Source organism: Micromonospora maris AB-18-032, from assembly GCF_000204155.1.
In the GTDB taxonomy this organism is placed as follows: domain Bacteria; phylum Actinomycetota; class Actinomycetes; order Mycobacteriales; family Micromonosporaceae; genus Micromonospora; species Micromonospora gifhornensis.
The window spans coordinates 3620760-3636598 of record NC_015434.1 but is presented as its reverse complement, the minus strand read 5'-3'; the positions used below and the strand labels follow the sequence as shown (position 1 = coordinate 3636598).

The following is a 15839-nucleotide window of genomic DNA, read 5'->3' as shown; positions in this document are numbered from 1 at the left end:
CGGCCCAGCGTCACGCGCTGCGGCACGTGCGGACCGTGGCGCTGCGCGACCGTCCGGACGCGCGGGCCATCATCGGTCGACTGCTCACCGACGTACGCGCCGACCCGGCGCACCTCGTCGAGGCGATCGGCCACGACGGCCGGATCACCCTCAACTTCCACCCCGACCGGCTGCTCGCCGACGGCCGGTCGGTCGCGCAGGCCCTCGCCGCGCAAGGTGTCTACCGCAGCCAGTTCGAGACCGGGATCTCCAACGGCGGGCTGACCGCGTACCCGGGGGGCGATCGGGACCGGTGGGAGCAGCAGATGTTCGGCGGGGCGTACCAGCGACCGGGCGTGCGCCCGGCGGAGCGGCCGAAGTACGGCGGCCTGAACCTGCTCGACCACCCGGACGGCGCCGCTGTCCGGTTCGGCTCCTGCCACCTGCGGTTGCGGCCCGAGGTGCGGCACCGCACCACGTTCTGCTTCGGCGACAGCCACCTCGGTCCCCGCGACGTCGGCACCGCCGAGGTGTTCGAGCCGGTGTTGGCCGCGCTGCTCGCGGCGACGGTGGACACCGGCGTCTGCCTGGGCCGTCCCGGCATGAACCTGGTCGACCTCACCGCGTACCTGCTGCGCCGCCGCGAGGACCTCGCGGCAGCCGCCGCCGGCCGGGCCCTGGACGACTACGTCGAGGCCCAGGTGCACGGCGAACTGCACCTGGGCCGGGACGTGCAGGAGCTGGTCGCCGATCCCTCGTTCCGGGGCACCGCCGTCGGCGCGGACCTCGCCACGGCCGCCCGACGGTACGGGTTCCGGCTGCGCTGGCACGCCGGCTTCGTCCTGCCGGTGGACCAGGTCGACGCCGACTTCCGGGGGCCGGCGATGGTGCCGCTGGCGGCCCGGGTGCACGCCGAGTTCGCCCGACCCGGCGAACCGCTCACCGCCGCCCTGATCGGTCGGGCCGCCGCCTCGGTCGTCACCGACCCGGCCCGCTGGGCCGACCGGGGCCCGGTCACCGACACGCGGCAACACCTCAAGCAGCTCTGGCACGTGCTGGTGCGCTTCGGCGTGCCTGCCGACTGACCGGTTCGTCACTGATCCACACCGGCGTCCGGTTCGTGCCGGGTCAGAGTGTCTGCCCGACCCGGGGCGTGAGCAGGGTCTCACCCTCCGCGTCCGGGCTATTTCTGGAAATGCCCGACACGTCGGCCGGGTTGTGTCCCCCGAGACGCTGGCATCCAAACCCCTGCCGGCGATCGTCCCCCGAGAGCGGCTCAACCCCGAGCGGCTCGTAACGATCGAAAGGGCAACCATCGTGAAGTTCGACTTCACTCGATGGCTCCCGGCCATCGCGACGAACCCGAATCGCAAGACCACGCTGAGCGTGGTGGGCGTCACCGCCCTCGCCGGGCTGGCCTTCGGCCCGACGGCCGTCGCCGCACCGCTCACCACCGGCCCGCACGAGGGTGCCGTGGCCGCGATCGACAAGGCCACCGGTCGGGAGACCACCGGCACGACTGTCGAGTCGGCGCTGACCACCGGTGGCCGTACCGACAAGCCGTCCGCCGGCAAGCCGAGCCGTGGGGAGTTGATCCCGCACGGCGTCCAGGGCGCGCAGTCGCGTGTGCCGCTGGACGGCGCCCAGCGGGAGAACGCCAAGACCATCATCGAGGTGGCCAAGAAGACCGGCGTCGGCGAGCGGGGCGCGGTGATCGGCATCGCCACCGCGTTGCAGGAGTCGAAGCTGTACAACCTCGGCCACCTGGGGGCGTACAACGACCACGACTCGCAGGGGCTGTTCCAGCAGCGTCCGTCCAGCGGCTGGGGCACCGAAGCGCAGATCACCGATCCCGAGTACTCCTCGAACGCCTTCTTCCAGGCGTTGAAGAACGTCAACGGGTGGCGTGACATGCCGTTGACCGCCGCGGCGCAGACGGTGCAGGTGTCGGCCTACCCGTTCCACTACGCGCAGTGGGAGGAGCAGGCGGCGGACATCGTCTCCCAGCTCTGGTGAGTTCCGAAGCGGCCGGCCCCACGGGGCCGGCCGCTTCGCGTCACCCACACCGTAGCCTCAGGCGTGCCGGCGGTGGCGGAAGATGTCGACGAGGGCGACCAGCAGGGCCAACGCGATGATCCCGGCCGACACCAGCAGCGACTGCTCGAACGCCTTCGACCAGTCGTTGTCGCTGCCCACGGCCGAGAAGAAGACCGCGCCCACGGCGGCGATGCCGGCCGCCGAGCCGATGCGTTGACCGGTCTGCAGCATCCCCGCGCCGCTGCCCGCCTGCGGCACCGGCACCTCGGAGAGGGTCAACGTCTGGTTCGGGGCGATCACCAGACCGCTGCCGATCCCGGCGAGCAGCAGGGGAGCGGCGGTCACCCACGGCACCGGCGCGTGCGGCGCCACCTCGATGGCCAACGCGACCAGACCGAGCCCGACCACCACGGCGAGCAGCCCGGCGGCGACCAGCGGCCGACCGAACCGGTTGACGATCCGACCACCGATCGCCGACGCGACGGCCGAGCCGAGCGCGAACGGGGTGATGGCCAGACCGGCGACGAGGGCGCTGTAGCCGAGCCCGGTCTGGAGATAGAGGGTGAAGATGAAGAAGATCGCGGTGAAGCCGCCGAAGTAGCTCAGGGCGATCAGCGCGCCGAGGGCGTACGACTGGACCCGGAACAGGCCCACGTCGAACAGCGGGGGACCCCGCCGGGCGTACCGCCGCTCCCAGAACGTGAAGCCGACAAGCGTGATCAGGCCGGCGGGCAGCAGCAGCCACTTGGCCGGGCCGTGCCACTGCTCCCGTTGCACCATCGGCAGCAGCAGCAGCGTCACACCCACGCCGAGCAGCAGGACACCCACCGGGTCCGCGCGGCGGCGGACGGTCTGACCCACCGGCCGATGCGGGATCAGCCGCCAGCCGAGGACCATCGCGACGATCCCCACCGGGACGTTGACGAAGAAGACCCACCGCCAGCCGTGTTCCGGGCCGCCCGCGGCGATCAGCACGCCGCCGAGCAGCGGACCGATCGCGGTGGAGATGCCGATGGTGGCACCGAGCAGGCCGAAAGGTCGAGCCCGTTCCGGACCCTGGAAAAGCTGCTGGATCATCCCGGTCACCTGCGGATTCACCAGCCCGGCGGCGGCGCCCTGGAGGAGCCGGGCGAGGACCAGCCAGGTGGCGGACTGGGCCAGGCCGGCCACTGCGCTGGTCGCCGTGAACAGCGCGATGCCGAAGACGAAGGCGTTGCGGCGGCCGTGCACGTCACCGAAGCGACCGGCGGGCACCAGCACCAACCCGAAGGCCAACGCGTACCCGGACAGCACCCACTGAAGGTCGGCCGGGCTGGCGTCCAACCCCCGGTCCAGCGACGGGATGGCCACGTTGACGATGCTGATGTCCAGCAGCGTCATGAACGCCGCGACCAACCCGACGCCGAGGGCCTGCCACCGTCGTCGCCCGTCGTAGGACTCGGGTGCCGCTCGGGCGGCGTCCGTCACGCCAGTTGCTGCGCGCAGAACCGGGGACCGAAGTCCAGCCCGGCCATCGGGGAGTCCTCCCGGTGCAGCAGGTTCTTCTCGGTGAGCAGGTGCAGTGGCGTCTGCAACTGCTCCTCGGTCAGTCCGCACTCCTGGGCGATCGAGTCCGGGTACGGGACCTGTCCGCGTGCCTCCAGCGCCGCCACCGCGTCGTACACCCGCACCTCGACGTCCGACAGCTGCACCTGCTGCATGGTGCCCTCCTCACGCTCCACCCGCCCACCCAGGCGGTCTGCGCCGCGCGGTTACCCCCTGCGAGGCCGAAAATGCACCGGCGACGGCGCGTGGATCGGCGTCCCCGCGTGGTGGCCCACCCTGCTCTACGCTGCTGCGGTGACCGTCTGGGAACTCGCAGTGATCGGCGGTGGGCCGGCCGGCCTGTCGGCCGCTTTCGCCGCCGCCCGGCGCGGCGTCCGCACGCTGGTCCTCGAACGCGCCGCGCACCCGCGTTACAAGACCTGCGGCGGCGGGTTGACCGGCATCTCGTTCGCGGCCGTCGCCACCCGCATCGACGTGCCCGTGCACGACGCGGTCGATGAGGTCACCTTCACTTTGGACGGGCGTCGTTCGTTCACCCGACGGCACCGGCCCGGTGCGCTGGTGCGGATGGTGCGTCGCGACGAGTTCGACGACCGGCTGCGCGCCGCCGCAGTGGCCGCCGGGGCCGAGGTCCGCGAGCGGGTCACGGTCCGTGCCGTGGATCAGACCCCCGACGGCGTACGCCTGCGGCTGGCCGACGATGCCACGGTCCTGGCGCGGACTGTCGTCGGTGCGGACGGCTCGTCAGGGGTCAGCGCCCGCCACGTCGGGGTGCGTTACCGGCAGGTGGATCTGGGGTTGGAACTGGAATTGCCGGTGTCACCGCAGCAGCAGGCCCGGTGGCGGCGTCGGATGCTGCTCGACTGGGGCCCGCTGCCCGGCTCGTACGCCTGGGTGTTTCCCAAAGCCGACCGGCTCAGCGTCGGGGTGATCGCCGGTCGGGGCGACGGGGAGCGCACCCGGGAGTATCTGCGCCGTTTTGTCGACCGACTGGGCCTGGCCGGGGTGTCACCGGTGCACGACACCGGGCACCTGACCCGCTGCCGCGCCGAGGACTCACCGTTGCGCCGGGGCCGGGTCCTGGTCGCCGGGGATGCCGCCGGCCTGTTGGAACCGTGGAGCCGGGAGGGGATCAGCTTCGCGTTGCGTTCCGGGGAACTGGCGGGTGAGGCGGTCGCCGCCGCCGATCTGACCGGCTACGAAAGCGCGGTGCAGCAGCGGCTCATGCCGGCCATCCGGGCCGGGCACCGGCTGCGGGAGGTCTTCGCCCAGCGACCGGAGTTCTTCCACCTGGCGTTGGGCACGCCGCCCGGCTGGCGGGCGTTCACCCGGTTCTGCCTGGGCCGGTCCGACTTCGGTCAACTGGTCGAGGCGCTGCCCGTCCGCACCGCCCTGGCGCTGGCCGCCCGGCTGCCGCACCAGCGTTGACACTGATCGCCCGTCGACACCCATCGCCGTTCCTGTCACCCAGGATCCTAGGATGCCTCAGCGGTGATGATCCACGGCACGGTCGGCCGTTTCCGCGCCGCCGGTGGGGGTAGGGCCATCCGGGACCGGATCCCAACGACCCGCACGAGGAGACCCCCGTGAGCCAGGACCAGCACACCCAGCAGGACCCCACCGAGCAGTACGGCCAGCAGTCGGGACAGCCGGCCCAGCAGCAGACGCCACCGGGGCGTACGGGGGAGATGAACCCAAAGCCCGACCACGGCGAGGAGACGTACTCCGGCAGCGGCAAACTCGACGGCAAGAAGGCGGTGATCACCGGAGGTGACTCCGGCATCGGTCGGGCGGTGGCGATCGCCTTCGCCCGTGAGGGCGCCGACGTGCTCATCTCCTACCTGAGCGAGGAGGAGGACGCCGACGCGCAGGACACCGTACGGCTCATCGAGGCCGCCGGCCGCAAGGGCGTCGCGGTGCGCGGCGACATCACCGACGAGAGCACCTGCCAAGGGCTGATCGACCGGGCCCTGTCCGACCTGGGCGGCATCGACATCCTGGTGAACAACGCCGCCTACCAGATGGCGCAGGACAAGGGCATCGCCGGGATCAGCACCGAACAGTTCGACCGGGTGCTCAAGACCAACCTGTACGCGATGTTCTGGCTGTGCAAGGCGGCCCTGCCGCACCTGGAGGAGGGTTCGGCGATCATCAACACCTCGTCGATCCAGGCGTTCGACCCGTCGCCGCAGCTGCTCGACTACGCCACCACCAAGGCGGGGATCGCGAACTTCACCAAGTCCCTCGCCGCAGACCTGGTCGACAAGGGCATCCGGGTGAACGCGGTCGCCCCCGGCCCGATCTGGACCCCTCTGATCCCGGCGACCATGCCGGAGAAGAAGGTCGAACAGTTCGGTACGGACACCCCGGTCGGCCGCCCCGGCCAGCCCGCCGAACTGGCGCCCGCGTACGTCTTCTTCGCCTCGCAGGAGTCGAGCTTCATCACCGGCGAAGTGCTCGGCGTCACCGGCGGCCGCTTCACCAAATGACCTGCAAGGAGGGGCCCCTTGTTAACGCCTGCGGTAGAGGAGGGGCCCCTTGTTAACGCCTGCGATTGAAGGGTTTGTTGGCGGGGGCACGCCGTTCGTTGCCGGCGGGGTGCAGCGTTCCTGGTCAGCCTGTGGTCAGCGGGGCCAGGTTGCCAGTTGCCGACGGACTCGGGTGATGTCGGCAGTGTCGAGGCCGTAGCGGGCGAAGCGTCGGTCGGGGATCCGGTCGAGGTAGCGGCCGGCGGCGCGGACATCCTCGTCGTCCAAGGCGGGATCGAGCTGCCGGGCCAGCTCCAGCAGTTCGGCCACCGACCGGTCGGCCAGGGCGGCGGCCACGTCGATGTAGTCGCGTACCTCGCGCCGGTTGACCAGGGCGGCGGTCTTGTTGGCGATCAGGTCGCGGACGTCCATCACCGGCCCGAAGTCCATCACCACCGGGCTGCGGTGCCGGTCGAGGCGGGCCAGACTGAGCCGGATCCGCCGGCCGTCCCGGGCGACCACGAAGTCCCGCATGTCCGCGTGGAAGCCGTCGAAGAGGTCGCCGAGGTCGCTGTCCGGGTCTGCGTCGGTCACCTCGAACCCGGCCGCCCGCAGGGCGTCGCGTACGTCGGCGGCTGCCGCGGCGGCGGCCCCCTCCACGTCGGCGAAGAGATCGACGTCCTCGGTAGGGCGGGTCACCAGCCCGTGCGCGGCCCACGCGACACCACCGCCGAGCACGAACCGGTACGGCCCGGCCACGGTCAACGCGACCCGGGCCACCTCGCGGTAGAAGTCGTGCGGATGCGGCGTGATCACGCCGACCGCAGACCCCGGTGCCGGCTCTCCCAGGCGGTGCGTACGCCCCGGGGCAGGTTCAGCAGGCGCCACACCCGCGGCAGGGTCCGCCCGTTGACCAACCGACGCAGATCGTCGACGCTGGTGGTTTCCCGCAGCACGTTCTCGTACATCCAGAGCAGCTGGTCGGGGTCGGCCAGGTCGAACGCGCGGTCGCTGCACCACATCAGTCGTACCGGCAGCTCCACCACCCCACGGGTGGGCCCACGCAGCTCGCTCAACGTCCGGGCCACCACGGCGGGCCGCCCCGGCCGGGCGAGGTGCGCCACGCCGGTCGTCACTCCGTAGACGGCCTGCATCCTGCCAGGGTAACCCCACACCCCCCAGAACCGGACTCTCCCCAACCCACCCCCACCAAATCCCACCCACCCCACGAGCACCGTGAACAAGCCCGTTACGCCGAAACGGCGCTTTCCCGCCGCCCAGAATCCCGCCGTTTCGGCGTAACGGTGAGGGCCGTGTAATGACGGTCCGCGCAGGGATGCCGTTGGGGCGTGCCCCGGCGCGCGATGATCGACACCGTTTCGGCGAAATGGCGGAATCCCACCGAGCTGGATCCCGCCGTGTCGGCGTAACGGTGCGTCGCCGTCGCCGCCTGCCTCCGCCCTTGCGGTCGCCGGAAGTGCGGGCGGTGCGTGGTATGTCCGGGCTGGCGCGAGAGCGTCCGGGGAGTGATAGCGGCCGGCGGACGGTTGGGCTTACCTGACCGGCTGACGAAGGCTGCGGTGCCGAGCGGATGGCTCCGTGAGTGGCCGACCTCCGGGAGGTGGATGGTCAGCCCTCGGGAATGGTGGTGGCCGGCGGGTCGTTGTGCATGTCTGACCGGCTGATGGAGGCTTCCGGAGCAGGCCAGATGGCTCCGTGGTTGGCCCGGCCCCCGGGAATGATGGTGGGTGGTCGGTCGTTGTACATGGTCCCGGCGCCGCGAAGGTGTCCCCCCCCCCCCCCCGGGGCCCCGCGATGGGTCCCCGCCCCGCGTGTGAGCCGGTGAACCTTCCCCCCTTTTTGAGCGCCTGACGGCGTTTGCATGCACCCGTCCCCCGTGGTGTGTGTCTACCCCCGAATGGAGCTTGGTCATGAACTCGATCTTCCGTAAGAGCATGCTCGGTGTTGCTGGTCTGGCTTTCGCCGGTGGCGTGTTCGCCGGCCCGGTGGCCGTCCACGCCGACACCACCGAGGTGAAGACCACCCCCGTCGCCGCCGTGGTGCAGGCTGACAAGCCGGATGCGGGCAAGTTGATCCCGCATGGTGTGCAGGGTGCGCAGTCGCGTATCGATCTGAACGATGAGCAGGTCGCGAACACGAAGGCGATCATCGCCGCCACGAAGAAGGCCGGCATGGACGAGCGTGCCGCGGTCGTCTCCATCGCCACCGCGTTGCAGGAGTCGAAGTTGGAGAACCTCGGCCACCTGGGTGACCGTAACGACCACGACTCCCAGGGCTTGTTCCAGCAGCGTCCGTCCAGCGGCTGGGGCACGGTGGAGCAGATCACCGACCCCGAGTACTCCACGACCGCCTTCCTGAAGGGCCTCAAGCAGGTTGACGGTTGGCAGGACATGCCGTTGACCAGGGCCGCGCAGACGGTGCAGGTGTCGGCGTACCCGGATCACTACGCCCAGTGGGAGCAGCAGGCCGCTGACCTGGTCGCCAAGTACTGGAACAGCTGACCCCAAAGACATTCCTCCACAGAGGGAGCAAGAAACCATGTGGCCGGCACCCGAACCTGGGTGCCGGCCACATGGCGTCTACCCACCTACCCCGACAACACCCACGGGGCCGCCGAAAGCGGATGCCGACGGGATGGACGAAGGTCGACCGGGTCGGGTTGGGGCGACCGTGCCCGACGTACGGATCAAGCCTGACCGCCCGAAGCCGGGCACGGCCGCCCCAACCCCCCACCGCAACCACCCAAGAACCCGGAAAACCAGTGGGAGTGAGCCGACAGCAAGTGGGAACAAGAACGGGCGTGGGTCGGTTGTACCGAGCGTCGGTGTGATCCAGTGTCCCCGGGCCTCACCTAATTTGCCGTCGCGGAATACCGTCCGGCTGGAGCCGCGTCGCGCCACTCGCCGAGAGGCGACCTGCACACCGACACCCACGCGCCGCCCCCGGCCCCGTCAACGGGCCGGGGGCGGTGTGCTGTTTCCCGAGTTCTGTCGGCCCGGCTGTCCGACTGCGCCCGGCTGCCCTAAGGTCAGAGGCGAAGGATCAAGGGCGGAGGTTGACGAGCGTGGGGCTGCGGGACGTGTTGCTGGGCTGGCCGGTGTACCGGCAGCTCACGGGCACCGATCCGCTGGGCCGGGGCGCGGCGGCGCAGTCCGCTCGTTCGGCCGGGCTCACTGCGCGCACCGAGGACGCCGACCGGGTGGCCCGGTCCGTCTGCCCGTACTGTGCGGTCGGTTGTGGGCAGCGGGTCTTCGTCTCCGACAACCGGGTGACCCAGATCGAGGGCGACCCGGACAGCCCCATCTCCCGGGGCAGGCTCTGCCCGAAGGGGTCGGCGAGCAAGAGTCTGGTTACCAGTCCGCTGCGGCAGACGACGGTGCGGTACCGGCGGCCGTACGCCACCGAGTGGGAGGACCTGGACCTCGACACGGCGCTGGACATGATCGCCGACCGGATTCTCGCCGCGCGTGCCGAGACCTGGGAGGACGTCGACGCCGAGGGTCGTCCGCTGAACCGTACGTTGGGCATCTCCAGCCTCGGCGGGGCGACGCTGGACAACGAGGAGAACTACCTCATCAAGAAGTTGTTCACCGCGATGGGGGCACTTCAGATCGAGAACCAGGCGCGGATTTGACACTCCGCCACCGTCCCCGGTCTGGGGGCCAGCTTCGGTCGCGGCGGCGCGACGGTTTTCCAACAGGACGTGGCGAACGCTGACGTCATCGTCATCCAGGGGTCGAACATGGCCGAGGCCCACCCGGTGGGCTTCCAGTGGGTGATGGAGGCGCGTAAGCGTGGGGCGAAGGTGTTCCATGTCGATCCCCGGTTCACCCGGACCAGCGCGTCGGCTGACACGTACCTGCCGATCCGGGCGGGCTCGGACATCGCGTTGCTCGGTGGGGTGGTCAACTACATCCTGAGCAACGAGTTGGACTTCCGGGAGTACGTGCTGGCGTACACCAACGCGGCGACGATCGTCAGCGAGGATTATGTCGACGCCGAGGACGCCGACGGGCTGTTCTCCGGGTTCGATCCGGCGACCGGCAGCTACGTGCAGGACAGCTGGCAGTACGCCGGGCACGAGCGGGATTCCGGCAGCGGTCACACGGCGATGGAGCGGGAGACGGCCGCCGGGTTGCGGCACGAGTCGCATGGTGCGCCGATCGCCGGGCAGGTCGAGCGGGACGAGACGCTGCAGCATCCGCGCTGCGTGTACCAGATCCTCAAGCGGCACTTCGCCCGCTACACGCCGGAGATGGTGGAGCGGGTGTGTGGTCTGCCGCGGGAGAAGTTCCTGGAGCTGGCCCGTGCATGGACGCAGAATTCGGGTCGGGAGCGGACCGGTTGCCTGATCTACTCGGTGGGGTGGACGCAGCACAGCGTCGGGGTGCAGTACATCCGTACCGGCGCGATCATCCAGTTGTTGCTGGGTAACGTGGGTCGCCCCGGTGGTGGGGTGTTGGCGCTGCGTGGGCATGCCAGCATCCAGGGGTCCACCGACATTCCGACGCTGTTCAACCTGCTGCCGGGCTATCTGCCGATGCCGCATCACGCCCAGCATCCGACCTTCGACGACTGGGTGGACGCGATCCGGCACCCGGGGCAGAAGGGTTTCTGGGGCAACGCGCGGGCGTACGCGGCGAGTCTGCTCAAGGCGTACTGGGGGGACGCGGCGACCCCGGACAACGACTTCTGCTACGGCTACCTGCCTCGGATGACCGGTGACCACGGGACCTATCAGCAGGTCCTCGACATGATCGACGGGAAGATCAAGGGCTATTTCCTGCTCGGTCAGAACCCGGCGGTCGGTTCGGCGCACGGTCGGGCGCAGCGGCTCGGCATGGCGAACCTGGACTGGCTGGTGGTCCGGGACCTGTTCATGATCGAAAGCGCGACGTTCTGGCAGCGTGGCCCCGAGGTGGCCACCGGGGAGATCGTGCCGCAGGAGTGTCGTACCGAGGTGTTCTTCCTGCCGGCGGCCTCGCATGTGGAGAAGGAGGGCACCTTCACCCAGACGCAGCGGTTGGTGCAGTGGCGGGAGAAGGCCGTCGACCCGCCGGGTGACGCCCGTTCGGAGTTGTGGTTCTTCTACCACCTGGGCCGCAGGCTGCGGGAGAAGTTGGCCGGGTCGTCGTTGCCGCGCGACCGGGCGCTGCTGGACCTGGCCTGGGACTATCCCACGCACGGTCCGCACGACGAGCCGGACGCCGAGGCGGTGCTGCGGGAGATCAACGGGTACGAGGTGGCGACCGGCCGTCCGCTCGCCGGTTTCGCCGAGGCCCGTGACGACGGTACGACCGCGGTGGGCTGTTGGATCTACGCCGGGGTGTACGCCGACGGGGTGAACCAGGCGGCGCGTCGGCGGCCCGGTCGCGAGCAGGACTGGGTGGCGGCCGAGTGGGGTTGGGCGTGGCCGGCGAACCGGCGCATGCTCTACAACCGGGCGTCGGCCGATCCGCAGGGCCGGCCGTGGAGCGAACGTAAGCGGTATGTGTGGTGGGACGAGTCGGCGGGCCGGTGGACCGGTTACGACGTGCCGGATTTCGAGGTGACGAAGGCGCCGACGTACCGGCCGCCGGAGGGCGCCACGGGTCCGGCCGCGTTGGCCGGCGACGACCCGTTCGTCATGCAGTCCGACGGCAAGGGCTGGTTGTTCGCGCCCAGTGGCGTGGTCGACGGCCCGCTGCCCACGCACTACGAGCCGGCCGAGTCGCCGGTGCGCAACTCGTTCTACGGTCAGCAGGGCAACCCGACCCGCAAGACGTACCGGCATCCGGTGAACTCGATCAATCCGAGTCCGCCGCAGGAACACAGTCAGGTGTTCCCGTACGTGTTCACGGTCAGCCGGTTGACCGAGCATCACACCGCCGGCGGGATGAGCCGTACGGTGGCGCCGTTGGCGGAGTTGCAGCCGGAGATGTTCGTCGAGGTGTCCCCGGCGTTGGCGGCGGTGGCCGGGCTGACTCATCTCGGCTGGGCGCATCTGATCAGCGCCCGCGCGGTGATCGAGGCGAAGGTGCTGGTCACCGACCGGCTGGTGCCGTTGCGGGTGGACGGTCGGGTGATTCACCAGCTGTGGTTGCCGTACCACTTCGGGTTCGAGGGGTTGGTCACCGGCGACTCGGCCAACGACCTGTTCGGCATCACCCTGGATCCGAACGTGCTGATCCAGGAGAGCAAGATCGGCACCTGTGACGTGCGGCCGGGTCGCCGCCCCACCGGGCCGGCGTTGCGGGACCTGGTGGACGATTACCGCACCCGGGCCGGCATCGTGGCGGGTGCGGTGCCGCCGGCGGTCACCCCCGGTGTACCGGTCGACAAACCTGGCGAGGCAACGGGCGAGCGGGAGACCGGCGCTGACGAAAGAGGGGACCGGTGATGGTCGACACGGATGACCGGTCGACGCCACGGGACCCGGCGACGGGTGCCGGTTGGGTCGACGCGCCGCCACGGATGGGGTTCTTCACCGACACCAGCGTCTGCATCGGCTGCAAGGCGTGCGAGGTGGCCTGCAAGGAGTGGAACGGCGTACCCACCTCCGGGCTGGACCTGCTCGGCATGTCGTACGACAACACCGGGGCGTTGACCGCGAACTCGTGGCGGCACGTCGCGTTCATCGAGCAACCCCGGCCGGCCGCCGCACCGGAGCAGACCGACACCACCACCCAGTTCCTGGGGATGCCGCAGTCCGGGCCGCCGGGGCGTACCGGCACGGCCGAGGGGCGCAGCGATTTCCGCTGGCTGATGATGTCGGACGTGTGCAAGCACTGCACCCGGGCCGGTTGCCTGGACGTCTGCCCGACCGGGGCGCTGTTCCGCACCGAGTTCGGCACCGTGGTGGTGCAGGAGGACATCTGCAACGGCTGCGGCTACTGCGTGTCGGCCTGCCCGTACGGGGTCATCGACCGGCGGGTCGACGACGGCCGGGTGTGGAAGTGCACCCTGTGCTACGACCGGATCGGCGCGGGCCTGACCCCGGCCTGCGCGCAGGCCTGCCCCACCGAGTCGATCCAGTACGGCCCCCTCGACGAGTTGCGGGAGCGGGCCGCCGCCCGGGTCGCCACCCTGCACGAGCGGGGGGTGCCCGAGGCCCGGCTCTACGGCCACGACCCCAGCGACGGCGTCGGTGGTGACGGCGCGTTCTTCCTCCTGCTCGACGAGCCGGAGGTGTACGGTCTGCCGCCCGACCCGCAGGTGCCCACCCACGACCTGCCGAAGATGTGGAAACGTGCGGGGGTGGCGGCGCTGGCCATGGCGGCGGGCGCGGTCGTCGCGTTCCTCGGAGGAAAACGGTGAACAGTCAGCAACCGCCGGTGGGGGAGCGGTTCCGCCGGTCCCGCCAGCGGCGGGACGCCGGGTTGACGGTGCCGCCGGCGGAGTTCAGCTCCTACTACGGGCGGCCCATCCTCAAGCCGCCGGTGTGGACCTGGGAGATCGCCGCCTACCTGTTCACCGGCGGGGTGGCTGCCGGTTCGTCGCTGCTGGCCGCCGGTGGGCAGTTGACCGGCCGGCCGGCGATGCGGCGTGCCGGGCGGGTCGCCGCGTTGGCTGCCGTCACCGCCAGCGCCGGGCTGCTGGTGAAGGATCTGGGTCGGCCGGAGCGGTTCCACCACATGCTGCGGGTGGCCAAGCCGACCTCCCCGATGTCGGTGGGCACCTGGATCCTCGCCGCCTACGGGCCGGCCGCCGGGCTGGCTGCCGTCGCCGAGGCGGCGCCCCTGCTGCCGCGTCGGGGTCCGCTGGGGCTGGCCCGCCGGGTGTTGCCGCCGGTCGGGCGGGTGGCCGGGCTGGCGGCGGCGGCGACCGCACCGGCCCTGGGCACGTACACGGGGGTGTTGCTGGCCGACACGGCCGTGCCGTCGTGGCATGAGGCGTACCCCTATCTGCCTGTGGTGTTCGCGGGCAGCGCGTTGGCCAGCGGCGCCGGGGTGGGTCTGATCGCCGTGCCACCGGCGCAGGCGGGGCCGGCCCGGCGGATGGCGGTGGCGGGTGCCGCGCTGGAGTTGTACGGCGCGCATCAGGTGGAGAGCCGGCTCGGGTTGCTCAGCGAGCCGTACCGGACCGGTCGCGCCGGTCAGCTGTTGCGGGCCGGGCGGGCGTTGACCGCCGTCGGGGTGGCCGGTGCGGTGCTGGGTGGTCGCAGCCGGGTGGTGGCGGCGTTGTCCGGTGCGGCGTTGCTGGCCGCGTCGGTGGCCACCCGGTTCGGGGTGTTCCGCGCCGGTGTCGCCTCCGCCCGCGACCCCCGGTACACGGTGCTGCCGCAGCGGGAGCGGCTCGCGCGGCGGCGCGCCGCCGACATCCCGTAGCGTCAGCGTTCGGCCACCTCCCGGCCTGATCACCAGCTGGCTGTGATCAAATGCTGGGTGGAGGCGTTCAGGTGGCTGGTGCCCCTCCCGGTCTTCAAAACCGGTGTGGTCCGGGACCCGGGCCAGGCGGGTTCGATTCCCGTCCGTCTCCGCCAACGCTGCCGAGGAGATGACCCGATGGGCGACGGTTGCGCCGACCCGCGGCGTCGGGTGCCGCGCACCGACGCGCTGCTGGCCGAGCCCCGGTTGGCCGCGGCCGTCGTCGGCCTGGGCCGGGACCGGGTGAAGGCCGCCGTGCGGCAGGCCCAGGACCGGGCCCGCCGCGGCGAGATCGACCCCGATCAGGTACGCGACGCCGCCCTCGCCGCGTTGCCGCCGGCGGCGCCACGTGCCGTGCTCAACGCCACCGGGGTGGTGCTGCACACCAACCTGGGTCGGGCCGCGTTGTCGGACGCGGCGGTGACCGCGATGGTCGCTGCCGCCGGGCACACCGACGTCGAACTGGACCTTCAGACCGGGCGGCGGGCCCGCCGTGGCCGTGACGCGTTGGACGCCCTCGCCGCCGCCGTGCCGCAGGCCGAGGCGGTGCACGTGGTGAACAACGGTGCCGCCGCCCTGGTCCTGGCGGCCACCGTGTTGGCCGCCGGCGCCGAGATCGTGGTCAGCCGAGGTGAACTGGTGGAGATCGGTGACGGGTTCCGGCTACCCGACCTGATCGTCAGCACCGGCGCGCGGCTGCGGGAGGTCGGCACCACCAACCGGAGCACCCTTGCCGACTACGCCGACGCGATCGGCCCGGACACCGGGTTCGTGCTGAAGGTGCACCCGTCGAACTTCCAGGTCAGCGGCTTCACCTCGGCGGTGCCGGTGCGACGGTTGGCCGACCTCGGGGTGCCGGTGGTCGTCGACATCGGCTCCGGGCTGCTTGCTCCCGATGCGTTGCTGCCCGACGAGCCGGACGCGGCGAGCACCCTGACCGCCGGGGCGGCGCTGGTCACCGCCAGCGGCGACAAGCTGCTCGGTGGGCCGCAGGCCGGGCTGCTGCTCGGCCGCGCCGAACTGGTGGATCGGCTGCGTCGCCATCCGCTGGCCCGGGCGTTGCGGGTGGACAAACTGACCCTGGCCGCGCTGGCGGCGACCCTCGGTGATCCGGCCACACCCACCCGGACCGCGCTGCACACCGACCCGGCGAGTCTGCGGGAGCGCACCGAGCGGCTGCGCGAGGCCATTGCGGCCGACGGGCACAAGGTCGAGGTGGTGCCGTCGGTGGCGGTCGTCGGTGGCGGCGGCGCTCCGGGGGTGGAGTTGGACTCGTGGGCGTTGAGCCTGCCGGAGCACTACGCCCGTCCGCTGCGCACCGGTGAACCGCCGGTGCTGGGTCGGGTCACGCACGGGCGGCTGCTGCTGGATCTGCGGTGCGTGCCGCCGCACGCCGACGACACCGTACGGGCCGCCGTGCTGGCTGTGCCGGGAGAGCACTGAT

The 15839-nt window shown here is 71.2% G+C and carries 12 protein-coding genes, 1 tRNA gene and 1 pseudogene; 10 read left to right on the top strand and 4 right to left on the bottom strand.

Translation table 11 applies throughout. From position 1 onward, the window contains the following. Nucleotides 1-35: 35 nt before the first annotated feature. Nucleotides 36-1064 (top strand): DUF3626 domain-containing protein, encoded by a 1029-nt coding sequence (locus VAB18032_RS16190; RefSeq protein WP_013733945.1) that lies wholly within the window; start codon nucleotides 36-38, stop codon nucleotides 1062-1064. A 232-nt stretch (nucleotides 1065-1296) separates the two neighbouring features. Continuing rightward, on the top strand, nucleotides 1297-1995 hold the full coding sequence (locus tag VAB18032_RS16185; protein ID WP_013733944.1) for a hypothetical protein: 699 nt from the start codon (nucleotides 1297-1299) through the stop codon (nucleotides 1993-1995). A 57-nt stretch (nucleotides 1996-2052) separates the two neighbouring features. On the opposite strand, the gene VAB18032_RS16180 is transcribed toward VAB18032_RS16185, so the two are convergent. After that, the gene (locus VAB18032_RS16180) at nucleotides 2053-3483 is read right to left on the bottom strand and encodes an MFS transporter (RefSeq protein ID WP_013733943.1); all 1431 of its coding nucleotides are present in this window, start codon (nucleotides 3481-3483) and stop codon (nucleotides 2053-2055) included. Beyond that, entirely contained in the window at nucleotides 3480-3716 is a 237-nt protein-coding gene (locus VAB18032_RS16175) for a hypothetical protein (protein WP_013733942.1), read from the bottom strand. The genes VAB18032_RS16180 and VAB18032_RS16175 overlap by 4 nt, the downstream gene beginning before the upstream one ends. A 139-nt stretch (nucleotides 3717-3855) precedes the next feature. Between VAB18032_RS16175 and VAB18032_RS16170 the strand changes: the two genes are divergently transcribed. Together VAB18032_RS16170 and VAB18032_RS16165 are read left to right on the top strand one after the other, a co-directional pair. Beyond that, on the top strand, nucleotides 3856-4989 hold the full coding sequence (locus VAB18032_RS16170; RefSeq protein WP_043720968.1) for a geranylgeranyl reductase family protein: 1134 nt from the start codon (nucleotides 3856-3858) through the stop codon (nucleotides 4987-4989). 158 nt (nucleotides 4990-5147) lie between these two features. Then, complete coding sequence (locus VAB18032_RS16165; RefSeq protein WP_013733940.1) at nucleotides 5148-6050, top strand: SDR family oxidoreductase; 903 nt, start codon at nucleotides 5148-5150, stop codon at nucleotides 6048-6050. 135 nt (nucleotides 6051-6185) lie between these two features. Here VAB18032_RS16165 and VAB18032_RS16160 read toward each other — a convergent pair whose 3' ends face one another. Further along, nucleotides 6186-6845, bottom strand: a complete 660-nt coding sequence (locus tag VAB18032_RS16160) for a nucleotidyl transferase AbiEii/AbiGii toxin family protein (protein WP_013733939.1) — start codon at nucleotides 6843-6845, stop codon at nucleotides 6186-6188. After that, entirely contained in the window at nucleotides 6842-7183 is a 342-nt protein-coding gene (locus VAB18032_RS16155; RefSeq protein WP_043720963.1) for a hypothetical protein, read from the bottom strand. Before VAB18032_RS16155 ends, VAB18032_RS16160 begins: the two co-directional genes overlap by 4 nt. 777 nt (nucleotides 7184-7960) lie before the next feature. Between VAB18032_RS16155 and VAB18032_RS16150 the strand changes: the two genes are divergently transcribed. From VAB18032_RS16150 to selA, 6 genes and pseudogenes are all read left to right on the top strand, one after another. Next, nucleotides 7961-8551 carry a hypothetical protein gene (locus tag VAB18032_RS16150; RefSeq protein WP_013733937.1) on the top strand — a complete coding sequence of 197 codons (591 nt, stop codon included), beginning with the start codon at nucleotides 7961-7963 and terminating at the stop codon, nucleotides 8549-8551. Nucleotides 8552-9114: 563 nt separating this feature from the next. Continuing rightward, nucleotides 9115-12322 (top strand): annotated as a pseudogene (fdh, locus tag VAB18032_RS16140) (formate dehydrogenase); the annotation flags it as partial. Nucleotides 12323-12428: 106 nt separating this feature from the next. Next, nucleotides 12429-13346, top strand: a complete 918-nt coding sequence (locus VAB18032_RS16135; RefSeq protein ID WP_013733934.1) for a 4Fe-4S dicluster domain-containing protein — start codon at nucleotides 12429-12431, stop codon at nucleotides 13344-13346. Beyond that, the gene (gene nrfD, locus VAB18032_RS16130) at nucleotides 13343-14356 is read left to right on the top strand and encodes an NrfD/PsrC family molybdoenzyme membrane anchor subunit (RefSeq protein ID WP_013733933.1); all 1014 of its coding nucleotides are present in this window, start codon (nucleotides 13343-13345) and stop codon (nucleotides 14354-14356) included. The genes VAB18032_RS16135 and nrfD overlap by 4 nt, the downstream gene beginning before the upstream one ends. 59 nt (nucleotides 14357-14415) lie before the next feature. Continuing rightward, nucleotides 14416-14511 (top strand) — tRNA-Sec (locus VAB18032_RS31800). A gap of 22 nt (nucleotides 14512-14533) precedes the next feature. After that, nucleotides 14534-15838 (top strand): L-seryl-tRNA(Sec) selenium transferase, encoded by a 1305-nt coding sequence (selA, locus tag VAB18032_RS16125; protein WP_013733932.1) that lies wholly within the window; start codon nucleotides 14534-14536, stop codon nucleotides 15836-15838. Nucleotide 15839: the final 1 nt, after the last annotated feature.

Coding starts and splice junctions, on each gene's coding strand:
- selA (WP_013733932.1), top strand. CDS start 14,534: ATGGGCGACGGTTGCGCCGACCCGCGGCGTCGGGTGCCGCGCACCGAC.
- VAB18032_RS16135 (WP_013733934.1), top strand. CDS start 12,429: ATGGTCGACACGGATGACCGGTCGACGCCACGGGACCCGGCGACGGGT.
- VAB18032_RS16175 (WP_013733942.1), bottom strand. CDS start 3,716: ATGCAGCAGGTGCAGCTGTCGGACGTCGAGGTGCGGGTGTACGACGCG.
- VAB18032_RS16155 (WP_043720963.1), bottom strand. CDS start 7,183: ATGCAGGCCGTCTACGGAGTGACGACCGGCGTGGCGCACCTCGCCCGG.
- VAB18032_RS16150 (WP_013733937.1), top strand. CDS start 7,961: ATGAACTCGATCTTCCGTAAGAGCATGCTCGGTGTTGCTGGTCTGGCT.